Annotated in this window: 13 protein-coding genes; 11 read left to right on the forward strand and 2 right to left on the reverse strand. The window is 69.2% G+C overall.

Features of this window, described 5'->3' with window-relative positions; genetic code table 11:
- Positions 1-23: 23 nt before the first annotated feature.
- The gene (locus BST14_RS12695; RefSeq protein WP_083064801.1) at positions 24-350 is read left to right on the forward strand and encodes a WhiB family transcriptional regulator; all 327 of its coding nucleotides are present in this window, start codon (positions 24-26) and stop codon (positions 348-350) included.
- Between the two features lie 53 nt (positions 351-403).
- Here BST14_RS12695 and BST14_RS12700 read toward each other — a convergent pair whose 3' ends face one another.
- Positions 404-826 carry a metallopeptidase family protein gene (locus BST14_RS12700; protein ID WP_066868494.1) on the reverse strand — a complete coding sequence of 141 codons (423 nt, stop codon included), beginning with the start codon at positions 824-826 and terminating at the stop codon, positions 404-406.
- A gap of 201 nt (positions 827-1,027) precedes the next feature.
- Here BST14_RS12700 and BST14_RS12705 point away from each other — a divergent pair, with 201 nt between their 5' ends.
- The 4 genes from BST14_RS12705 to manA all read left to right on the forward strand — a co-directional run bounded on the left by BST14_RS12705 (position 1,028) and on the right by manA (position 5,261).
- Positions 1,028-1,465, forward strand: a complete 438-nt coding sequence (locus tag BST14_RS12705; protein WP_211280717.1) for a DUF3499 domain-containing protein — start codon at positions 1,028-1,030, stop codon at positions 1,463-1,465.
- Positions 1,466-1,528: 63 nt separating this feature from the next.
- Positions 1,529-2,929: a phosphomannomutase/phosphoglucomutase gene (locus BST14_RS12710; RefSeq protein ID WP_083064803.1), complete on the forward strand. Its 1,401-nt coding sequence runs from the start codon at positions 1,529-1,531 to the stop codon at positions 2,927-2,929.
- Positions 2,926-4,026: a TobH protein gene (locus BST14_RS12715; RefSeq protein ID WP_083064804.1), complete on the forward strand. Its 1,101-nt coding sequence runs from the start codon at positions 2,926-2,928 to the stop codon at positions 4,024-4,026. The genes BST14_RS12710 and BST14_RS12715 overlap by 4 nt, the downstream gene beginning before the upstream one ends.
- An 8-nt stretch (positions 4,027-4,034) precedes the next feature.
- The gene (gene manA / locus BST14_RS12720) at positions 4,035-5,261 is read left to right on the forward strand and encodes a mannose-6-phosphate isomerase, class I (protein ID WP_083064805.1); all 1,227 of its coding nucleotides are present in this window, start codon (positions 4,035-4,037) and stop codon (positions 5,259-5,261) included.
- On the opposite strand, the gene BST14_RS12725 is transcribed toward manA, so the two are convergent.
- Positions 5,239-6,657 carry an FAD-dependent oxidoreductase gene (locus tag BST14_RS12725; protein ID WP_083064806.1) on the reverse strand — a complete coding sequence of 473 codons (1,419 nt, stop codon included), beginning with the start codon at positions 6,655-6,657 and terminating at the stop codon, positions 5,239-5,241. The genes manA and BST14_RS12725 overlap by 23 nt on opposite strands.
- A 63-nt stretch (positions 6,658-6,720) precedes the next feature.
- Here BST14_RS12725 and BST14_RS12730 point away from each other — a divergent pair, with 63 nt between their 5' ends.
- The 6 genes from BST14_RS12730 to BST14_RS32645 form a co-directional block, all read left to right on the forward strand.
- Positions 6,721-8,238, forward strand: coding sequence for an amino acid permease (locus BST14_RS12730; protein WP_083064807.1), 1,518 nt, complete (start codon positions 6,721-6,723; stop codon positions 8,236-8,238).
- Positions 8,239-8,341: 103 nt separating this feature from the next.
- Entirely contained in the window at positions 8,342-9,601 is a 1,260-nt protein-coding gene (locus tag BST14_RS12735; RefSeq protein ID WP_083064808.1) for an alkane 1-monooxygenase, read from the forward strand.
- Positions 9,598-9,765 carry a rubredoxin gene (locus BST14_RS12740; RefSeq protein ID WP_083064809.1) on the forward strand — a complete coding sequence of 56 codons (168 nt, stop codon included), beginning with the start codon at positions 9,598-9,600 and terminating at the stop codon, positions 9,763-9,765. Before BST14_RS12735 ends, BST14_RS12740 begins: the two co-directional genes overlap by 4 nt.
- Before the next feature lie 10 nt (positions 9,766-9,775).
- On the forward strand, positions 9,776-9,961 hold the full coding sequence (locus tag BST14_RS12745; protein WP_083064810.1) for a rubredoxin: 186 nt from the start codon (positions 9,776-9,778) through the stop codon (positions 9,959-9,961).
- Positions 9,962-10,019: 58 nt separating this feature from the next.
- Complete coding sequence (alkX, locus tag BST14_RS12750) at positions 10,020-10,616, forward strand: TetR family transcriptional regulator AlkX (RefSeq protein WP_083064811.1); 597 nt, start codon at positions 10,020-10,022, stop codon at positions 10,614-10,616.
- Positions 10,617-10,741: 125 nt separating this feature from the next.
- On the forward strand, positions 10,742-10,822 hold an 81-nt coding region (locus tag BST14_RS32645; protein WP_438502156.1), incomplete at its 3' end, for a hypothetical protein.

The following is a 10,822-nucleotide window of genomic DNA, read 5'->3' on the forward strand; positions in this document are numbered from 1 at the left end:
CTTACGAATCATTTCGAGGCGCCATGGCGAACACGCCGCACACTGACATCGACCCGGCACTGGACCGCCCCGCTCGGCCGCATTTGACCGTGGTCCCTGATGCCCCAATCGCTTTCGAGCCCGAGCCGGCCGCCGATCAGTGGCAGGACCGGGCGCTGTGCGCCCAGACCGACCCCGAGGCCTTCTTCCCCGAAAAGGGTGGCTCCACCCGCGAGGCCAAGAAGATCTGCCTGGGGTGCGAGGTGCGCCATGAGTGCCTCGAGTACGCCCTCGAGCACGACGAGCGGTTCGGCATCTGGGGCGGTTTGTCCGAACGTGAGCGCCGCCGCCTCAAGCGCGGCATCATCTGACGCACGCTGATCGCAACGCGCGCGCAGCGTTGCGACGCCCGACGCCGGGGCGGTTATTCGTCGTCGATCGTCGGATCGATGACCGACGGCTCAACGTCGAGATAGATGGCGACCTGGGCCACCAGGATTTCGTGCAGCAGGTCGCCGAGCTCGACGGTGTCCTTCGCCCGTCGTTCAATCGGCTTGCGGAACAACACGATTCGCGCCCGCGTGGAGTTGCCGCGGATGTCGACGCCGGCCGGGATCAAACGCGCCAGCGGGATCGGCCCGTCGGCGATCACCTCGGGCGGCCACTGCACGCTGTCGGGGTCCTTGGCCGAGATGCGCGGAATCTCGTCGACCGCCACGTCCAGTTCGCCCAGCCGGTCGGCCCAGCTCCGCTCGATGGGTTCGTAGGCCTCCAGCACCGCCATGTCGAACCGCTCGGCGCGGCTACGCCAGCCCGGCACGGTCGGGGGCAACAGCGGGCCGCGCATATCGCGCCCGCGGCGGAAGAGTCGATGGGTAGCGGCTCGGCGCGGAGCCGGTCCGTCGTAAAACCGATCTCTTCGGGGGGAGCTGCGCGAATCGCCGCGGGATTCACTCATCGAGCCGATGGTAACGGTTGCACATCGAGGGCCGGCCGGTTGCGCGTGTCCGGCGCTTCGGCGGCGTTTGCGCACGATAGCCTTTCGCTCGTGAACGTTCCCCGTCGCTGTTGCCGGCCCGGGTGCCCGCACTACGCCGTGGCGACCCTGACGTTCGTCTATTCGGACTCGACGGCAGTCGTCGGTCCGCTGGCGACCGCGCGGGAACCGCATTCCTGGGACCTGTGCGTCAGCCATGCCGGCCGGATCACCGCCCCACGCGGGTGGGAGCTGGTGCGCCACGCCGGACCCCTGCTCTCCGAGCCCGCCCACCCCGACGAGGACGACCTTGTCGCCCTCGCCGACGCGGTGCGCGAGGGAGGCCGTCGCGGCGCGCCGCCCCCCGCAGTGAACGGCTTCGCCGATGCGCACTGCCATCCTGGTGGCGCCCAGGCCACCGCGCCCAGCAGCAGCGTGCTCGCACCGCCCGAGCATCGGTCCGGACGACGCCGCGGGCATCTGCGGGTGTTGCCCGATCCCAGCGACTAGCTAGCCTCTGGTTCGTGGCCCGATAGGCTGACGGCCAAGAGTTCACGTCGTCAGGAGTCCCGCATGTCTCGGCCCGCCGCGACAGTCCACCGTGTCGTCAAGGCGTACGACGTTCGTGGGCTGGTCGGCGAAGAGCTCGACCAGCCGCTGGTCACCGATCTCGGCGCAGCCTTCGCCAAACTGATGCGCGGCGAGGGCGCCGGCCAGGTCGTGATCGGCCACGACATGCGGGACAGCTCGCCCACGCTGGCCGCGGCGTTCGCCGCGGGCGTGACAAGCCAGGGGCTGGACGTCGTGCGCATCGGCCTGGCATCCACCGATCAGCTCTACTTCGCCTCCGGGCTGCTGGACTGCCCCGGCGCCATGTTCACCGCGAGCCACAACCCGGCGGCCTACAACGGCATCAAGCTATGCCGTGCGGGCGCCAAACCGGTCGGCGCCGACACCGGCCTGCGGCAAGTCGCCGACGACGTGATCGCCGGCGTCGACGGCTACGACGGCGACCCCGGCACCGTCAGCGATCGCGACGTGCTGGCCGACTACGGGCGGTTTTTGCGGTCGCTGGTGGACACCGCCGGGCTGCGCCCGCTGCGGGTGGCCGTGGACGCGGGCAACGGCATGGCCGGTCTGACCACGCCCGCCGTCCTCGGCCCGATCGGCTCGATCACGTTGCAGCCGTTGTACTTCGAGCTGGACGGCTCGTTCCCCAATCACGAGGCCAACCCGCTCGACCCGGCCAACCTGGTGGACCTGCAGGCCTTCGTGCGCGAGACCGGCGCCGACATCGGCCTGGCCTTCGACGGGGACGCCGATCGCTGCTTCGTGGTCGACGAACGCGGCAACCCCGTGTCGCCGTCGACGGTGACCAGCCTGGTGGCCGCGCGCGAGCTGGGCCGCGAGATCGGCGCGACCATCATCCACAACGTGATCACCTCGCGCGCGGTGCCCGAACTGGTCGCCGAGCGCGGCGGCACGCCGCTGCGGTCCCGGGTGGGGCACTCCTACATCAAGGCGCTGATGGTCGAGACCGGCGCGATCTTCGGCGGTGAACATTCGGCGCACTATTACTTCCGCGACTTCTGGGGCGCCGACTCCGGGATGCTGGCGGCGCTGCATGTGCTGGCCGCCCTCGGCGAGCAGGACCGCCCGCTGTCGGAGTTGACCGCGGACTACCAGCGCTACGAATCGTCCGGCGAGATCAACTTCACGGTGGCCGACGCCGCGAGATGCACCGAAGCGGTGCTCAAGTCGTTCGGCACCCTGATCCACTCCCTCGATCACGTGGACGGGGTGACGGCCGACCTGGGCGACGGCCGCTGGTTCAACCTGCGCAGCTCCAACACCGAGCCGTTGCTGCGGCTCAACGTGGAGGCGCGCACGGCCGAGGACGTGGCCGCGGTGGTCGCCCAGATCAGCGCCGAGATCAGCGCGGCCAACGCGGCGGGCGCGAAGGCCGCGCCGTGAACGCCACCCGGGCGGTGGATCTCGAGGACACCGAGGGTCTGCTGGCGGCCGACCGTGGCGGCCTGCTGCGGGCGGCGTCGTCGGCCGGTGCGCAGGCGCGCGCGATCGCAACCGCGGTCGACGAGGACGCGCTGGACCCGCTGCGCGCGGACGACCGTCCGCGCAGCGTCATCTGGGTGGCCGGCCGCGGTACCGCCGAGACCGCCGGGACGATGCTGGCCGCGACGCTGGGCGGAGCGGCGTCGCAACCGTTCGTCCTCGCCGGCCAGGCACCGCCCTGGGTGGGTCCGCTCGACGTGCTGATCGTCGCGGGCGGCGATGCCGGCGATCCCGCGCTGGCCGGCGCGGCCGCGACCGGGCTGCGCCGTGGCGCCCGGGTGGTGGTGGCGGCGCCGTACGAGGGCCCGCTGCGCGACGCCACCGCAGGGCGCGCGGCGGTGCTGGCGCCCCGGCTCTGGGTCCCCGACGAATTCGGGCTGTGCCGGTATCTGGCCGCCGGCCTGGCGGTGGTGCACGCCCTGGACCCGCGGCCCGAGGTCGACCTGGGCTTGCTGGCCGACGAACTGGACGCCGAGGCGCTGCGCAACAGCGCCGCCCGCGAGCTGTTCACCAATCCGGCCAAACTGCTGGCCGCGCGGATCGCCGAGCGTCAGGTCGCGCTGGCCGGCGACGGCGCCGCGACGTTGGCGCTGGCCCGGCACGGCAGCTCGGTGCTGTTGCGGGTCGCGAACCAGGTGACCCCGGCCACCGGCCTGCCGGACGCGCTGGTCGCCCTGCGCGCCGCGGCATCGGACGGCTTCGAGGATCCCGACGCCGCCCTGTTCCACGACGAACAGATCGACGGGCCGCTGCCGCCGCGGTTGCGGGTGCTTGCCGTCGTCCTGGCGGCCGAGCAGCCGGGCGTGACCGCGCGGACCGCCGGGCTCGACAACGTCTACCTGCTCGCCGCCGAGGACGTGCCCGACGGGCCCGGCGGCTCGGCCGGTTACGGCGTTTCGCCGGCGCTGGGGGGGCCCGGTAGCCCCGAGCAGCAACTGGCAGTATTGGCCGTCCGGCTGGAAATGGCCGCGGTTTACATGCGACTGGTGCGGGGATAGATACGACAGTGGAACTGCTTCGCGGGGCCTTGAGAACGTACGCCTGGGGTTCGCGTACCGCCATCGCCGAGTTCACCGATCGTCCGGTGCCGGCGGCACACCCCGAGGCCGAACTCTGGTTTGGGGCCCACCCGGGCGACCCGGCCTGGCTGGAGAAGGACAACGGCGAAATCACGTTGCTCGAGGCGCTGGTCGACGACCCGGAAGGACAGCTCGGGCCGGCGTCCCGGGCCCGCTTCGGCGACGCGCTGCCGTTCCTGGTCAAGGTGCTGGCCGCCGACGAGCCGCTGTCCCTGCAGGCGCACCCCAGTGCGGCGCAGGCGGCCGAGGGCTACATGCGCGAGGAGCGGGTCGGCATTCCGCTGACCTCGCCGGTGCGCAACTACCGCGACACGTCGCACAAGCCCGAGTTGCTGGTGGCGCTGCACCCGTTCGAGGCGCTGGCCGGCTTCCGGCAGGCTTCGCGCACCGTCGACCTGTTGCGGGCGTTGGCCGTCTCCGACCTGGACCCCTACATCCACCTGCTCAACGACCAGTCCGACGCCGACGGCCTGCGCGCACTGTTCACCACGTGGATCACCGCGCCGCAGCCCGACGTCGACGTCCTGGTGACCGCCGTGCTGGACGGCGCGATCGCGTACCTCAGCTCGGGGGCAACCGAATTCGCGGCCGAGGCCAAGACCGTGCTCGAGCTCGGCGAGCGCTATCCCGGCGACGCCGGGGTGCTGGCGGCGCTGTTGCTGAACCGCATCACCCTGGCCCCGGGCGAGGCGATTTTCGTCTCCGCCGGCAACCTGCACACCTACCTGCGCGGTTTCGCGGTGGAGGTGATGGCCAATTCCGACAACGTGTTACGGGGCGGGCTGACCCCCAAGCACGTCGACGTGCCCGAGCTGCTGCGCGTGCTGGACTTCGCGCCCACCACCGAGGAGCAGCTGCGACCGCCCATCCGCCGCGAGGGCTTCGGCCTGATCTATGAGACGCCGACCGACGAGTTCGCCGTCGCGCTGCTGCAGCTCGACGATGAGTACGTCGGCCACGAGGTGGATGCGACGTGCCACTACGACGGCCCGCAGATCCTGTTGTGCAGCCAGGGCTGCACCACGGTGCACGGCAAATCCGGTTCGCTGACGCTGAAACGGGGGATGGCCGCCTGGGTCGCGGCCGACGACGCCCCCATCCGGTTGGTCGCGCACGAACCCACCAAGTTGTTCAGGGCGACGGTGGGGCTGTGAGGGCGGGCCGCCGTCTGACGGCTTCGCGCCGCTCGCGCAGCCACAGCCGCAAATTGTGCGCCATGGCGCGGCCGATGATCCGCGGCGGCGGGACCATATAGAGGCTGTCCAGCAGGGAGAAGCGCCGCAGGAACCATTCCGCCAGAACGGGATCGGTCTCGGCGGCGCCGAGGAATTGATCGAACAGCGCCCCTGAGGGCCGCCACCACCAGGGGATGGTTCCCTTCGTGCCGGCGTGGTGGAACGTGACGTCGCCGATCGCGTTCATCGTCCACACCGGGAAGGTGCTCTTTGCGGTGGCCCGGTTCAGCGCCGCGGCCACCTGATCGTCGGGCAGTCGCAGCGCGCGGCGCAGATGACCGGCCTGCAGCGATGTCATCGTCATGCCCTGCCCGAAGGTGGGATTGAAGCTGGCCACCGCATCGCCGAAGGGGAGGATGCCGGCCGGGAGGCGCTCCAGCTTGTCGTAGCGGCGCCACCGGCTGGCCGGGAAGGCGTGAAACGCCGGATCGCCCAGCGGTTCGGCGCGCGTCAGCGCGGCGTTGAGGTGGTCCGGAAGCAGCCGCCGCGCCAGTTCCAACATCTCGGGAAAGGTCTTCGGCGGCTTGGCGTTTGCCACGCCGAACGTGGTCAGCACCCAGGTGCCGTCCTCGTAGCACAGCATGCCCATCCCCAGGGACTCGTCATGGGAAGCGCCGGCGACCACCACCTTCTCCGCGATCAGCCCGTCGGGGATGCAAAACTGCTGGGTGGCGTAATGGATGCCGATGTCCATTTCGTGTTCGACCGGACGCGCAAACCCCCACTGCGTCAACCACACCGGCAGCCGGGTGCCCCGGCCCGCCGCGTCGACGACCAGGTCCGCCGCCACGAACTCCCGGTCGTTGCCGTCCGGGTCGGCCGGGTCCAGCAGCACGCCGGTCACGCGCTGTCGCGCCGGGTCGAAGCGCGGTTCGGCCACGGAGCGCCGCGCCACGGTGACGTTGTCGATGCCGCGGACCCGCGTGCGCAACTGCCACTCGAGGTGCGGGCGGCTGGGCACGTAGGCGGTGAACTCGTCGCGCAACGTGTGGCCGGTGCCCAGCACGTGGCCGGCGGCGCCCAGGTGGATGCAGTCGGGCCGGTTCTGCAGTTTGGGCACGCCGGCGGCCACCATGTCGTCCAACAGCCCGGGGAACAGGTCCTCGAATTCCATCGCCCCGCGCGCCATCAACATGTGCAGGTGTCGGTCCTGGGGCACGGTCGCCCGGTTCGCCGGTTCGGCCGGCAATTCGTCGCGCTCGTACACGGTCACCCGCGAATACGCCTCGGCGAGCACCCGCGCCGCGCAAAGGCCCGCGATGCTGCCCCCGATGACGACGGCGTGATCCCTGGCCGTTGCTGCGCTATCCGGCATTGGCGGAGAGTACCCAGTACTGTGACGGACCAATGGCTCCCAGCGTTGGGAAAGGGCGAATGCATGGTCAATCGATGGCGGACCAAGTCGATCGAGCAATCAATCGCCGATACCGACGAGCCGGACACCAAGCTGCGCAAGGACCTGACCTGGAAGGACCTGGTCGTGTTCGGCGTCGCGGTGGTGATCGGCGCGGGCATCTTCACGGTCACCGCGTCCACCACCGGCGACATCACCGGCCCCGCCATCTGGGTGTCGTTCGTGATCGCGGCGGGCACCTGTGCGCTGGCCGCGCTGTGCTACGCCGAGTTCGCCTCGATGTTGCCGGTGGCCGGTAGCGCCTACACCTTCTCCTACGCCACCTTCGGGGAGTTCCTGGCCTGGATCATCGGCTGGAACCTGCTGCTGGAATTGGCGATCGGCGCCGCCGTGGTGGCCAAAGGCTGGTCGAGCTATCTGGGCACGGTCTTCGGATTCGCCGGTGGCACGGCCAGATTCGGCGGGGCACAGGTCGACTGGGGGGCGCTGGTGATCGTCGGCGGCGTGGCGACTTTGATCGCGTTGGGCACCAAACTGTCGTCGAGGTTCTCGGCGGTGGTCACCGCGATCAAGGTGTCGGTGGTGATCTTCGTCGTGGTGGTCGGCGTCTTCTACATCAAGCGCGCCAACTATTCGCCGTTCATCCCCAAGGCGGAGGCCGGTCGGGAGGCCAAGGGCATCGACCAGTCCGTCCTGTCGCTGCTGACCGGCGCGCACAGCAGCCACTACGGCTGGTACGGCGTGCTGGCCGGGGCGTCCATCGTGTTCTTCGCGTTCATCGGGTTCGACATCGTCGCCACCATGGCCGAGGAGACCAAGAATCCGCAGCGCGACGTGCCGCGGGGAATCCTGGCGTCGCTGGGCATCGTGACCTTGCTCTACGTCGCGGTTGCCGTCGTGCTGTCCGGCATGGTGTCCTACACCCAACTCAAGACGGTTCCGGGCGGCGGGCAGGCGAACCTGGCCACCGCCTTCACCGCGAACGGCATCCACTGGGCGAGCAAGATCATCTCCATCGGCGCGCTGGCGGGCCTGACCACCGTGGTGATGGTGCTGATGCTCGGCCAGTGCCGGGTCCTGTTCGCGATGGCGCGCGACGGGCTGTTGCCGCGGTCACTGGCCAAGACGGGTTCGCATGGCACCCCGGTGCGGATCACCGTGCTGGTCGCGCTGGTGGTGGCCGTGACCGCATCGGTCTTCCCCATCACCAAGCTCGAGGAGATGGTGAACGTCGGGACCCTGTTCGCCTTCGTCTTGGTCTCGGCCGGCGTGATCGTCCTGCGCCGCACCCGGCCGGACCTGGAACGTGGTTTCAAGGCGCCCTGGGTGCCGTTGCTCCCGATCGCGTCGATCGGCGCCTGCCTGTGGCTGATGCTCAACCTCACCGCGCTCACCTGGGTCCGATTCGCCGTGTGGCTGGTGGTGGGCACGGCGATCTACGCCGGCTACGGCTACTGGCACTCGGTGCAGGGCCGTCGGGAGGAAGGGGAGGCCGAACCCAGCGACGCCCTCGAGGCCGATCCGAGCAGCCCGGTGCCCTAGCCACCCCGTGCTTTACAAAGCTACATATTTTGTCTAGACAGAAGACGTAGACGGCGGTATTGTCCAACCTCGACGTGGTGTGACTCACAGGGAGGGTTGGCAGATGACCACATTCGACGCGCAGCCGGGACAGCAATCCGACCCGCTCGTCTGGCGGGACAGGAAGCGTCGCCTGTGGCTGATGGGGCTGATCGCGCCGACGGCGCTGTTCGTGATGTTGCCGCTCGTCTGGGGCCTCAACCGGTTCGGCTGGCACGCCGCCGCGCAGGTGCCGCTGTGGATCGGGCCGATCCTGCTCTGGATCGTGTTGCCGATTCTCGACCTGCGTTTCGGTCCGGACGGGCAGAACCCGCCCGACGAGGTCATGGAGCGGCTGGAGAACGACAAGTACTACCGCTACTGCACCTACGCCTACATCCCGTTCCAGTACCTCAGCGTGGTGATGGGCGCCTACCTGTTCACCGCGTCGGACCTGAGCTGGCTCGGTTTCCCGGATTCCCAGGGCGGTCTGGGCTGGGCGGGCAAGCTGGGCCTGGCCCTGTCCGTCGGCGTGCTCGGCGGTGTCGGCATCAACACCGCGCACGAGATGGGTCACAAAAAGGACTCGCTGGAGCGCTGGCTGTCCAAGATCACCCTGGCGCAGACCTGCTATGGGCACTTCTACATCGAGCACAACCGCGGCCACCACGTGCGCGTCGCCACCCCGGAGGACCCCGCGTCGGCCCGCTTCGGCGAGACCTTCTGGGAGTTCTTGCCGCGCAGCGTATTCGGTAGCCTGCGCTCGTCGCTGAAGTTGGAGGCGCAACGGATTCGCCGGCAGGGCGCCAGCCCCTGGCACCCCAAGACGTATCTGTCCAACGACGTCCTCAACGCCTGGCTGATGTCGGTGGTGCTGTGGGGCGCGCTCATCGCGATCTTCGGCCCGGCGCTGATCGGATTCGTGATCATCCAGGCGGTCTTCGGCTTCAGCCTGCTCGAGTCGGTCAACTATCTGGAGCACTACGGCCTACTGCGGCAGAAGAATTCGAGCGGCCGCTACGAGCGGTGCGCGCCGGTGCACAGCTGGAACTCCGACCACGTGGTGACCAACCTGTTCCTGTACCACCTGCAGCGGCACAGCGACCACCACGCCAACCCGACCCGGCGCTACCAGACGTTGCGCAGCATGACGGGCGCGCCCAACCTGCCCAGCGGCTACGCGTCGATGATCTCGCTCACCTACTTCCCGCCGCTGTGGCGCAAGGTGATGGATCACCGGGTGCTGGCCCACTACGGCGGCGACATCACCCGGGTCAATATTCAACCGCGGCTGCGCGAGAAGGTGCTGGCCCGCTACGGCGCCGCGCAGGCGGGTCGGGCATGACCACCTTTCGCTGCCCGGGTTGCGACTACGTCTATGACGAAGCGAAAGGCGAACCGCGGGAAGGCTTTCGGCCGGGCACGCCCTTCGCCGACATCCCCGAGGACTGGTGCTGCCCCGATTGCGCGGTGCGCGAGAAGGTCGATTTCGAACCACTGAAACGATAGGAGTGAGCCGATGAACGAGGACTACAAGCTTTTCATCTGCGTGCAGTGCGGATTCGAATACGACGAGGCCAAGGGCTGGCCGGAGGACGGCATCGCCCCCGGGACCCGCTGGGACGACATTCCCGAGGACTGGAGCTGCCCGGATTGCGGCGCGGCGAAGGCCGACTTCGAGATGGTGGAGATCGCCCGCTCGTGACCCGCGTGCTGCGGCCCGCACTCAGCCGGAAACCACTAGTGTCGCGGCTGTGAAGCGGATGCCGTACGCCGAGGCCTCGCGCGCCCTGTTGCGCGACTCGGTATTGGACGCGATGCGGGATCTGTTGCTGACCCGCGACTGGTCGGCCATCACCCTGTCCGACGTGGCCCGCGCCGCGGGCATCAGCCGGCAGACGATCTACAACGAGTTCGGTTCGCGCCAAGGCCTGGCGCAGGGGTACGGCCTGCGCCTGGCCGACCGGCTGGTCGACGCCGTCAACGCCGCGCTGGCAGCCAACGTCGGCCACATCTATGAGGCGTTTCTGCAGGGGTTTCGCGACCTGTTCACCGAGCTGTCGGCCGACCCGCTGGTGATCTCGTTGCTCACCGGCGTCGCCAAGCCCGACCTGCTGCAGCTCATCACCACCGACAGCGCCCCCATCATCAACCGCGCCTCCGAGCGGCTGACCGGGGCACTGACCCACAGCTGGGTGGCCACCAGCGACGAGGACGCCGGCGTGCTGGCGCGGGCCATCGTGCGGCTGGCGCTGAGCTACGTGTCGATGCCGCCCGAGGCGGACCACGACGTGGCGGCCGATCTGGCCCGGTTGATGACGCCGTTCGCCGAGCGTCACGGCGTCATCAACGTCCCTTGAGCCCTTCCCTGAACCGAGGTCCGCGCCGACCCGCGACTACAGTGGCGCAAGAACATACCTAAGCTAATTACCGCTTTCATCCGAGCGAGCCACAGGCGAGCGAGCCGAAGAAGGAAGAACACGCTATGACGACGACCGAAAACGCACTGACTCCTGACGTTCGAAATGGCATCGATTTCAAGGTGGCTGATTTGTCGTTGGCGGAT

This window comes from Mycobacterium arosiense ATCC BAA-1401 = DSM 45069 (assembly GCF_002086125.1).
Taxonomy (GTDB): domain Bacteria; phylum Actinomycetota; class Actinomycetes; order Mycobacteriales; family Mycobacteriaceae; genus Mycobacterium; species Mycobacterium arosiense.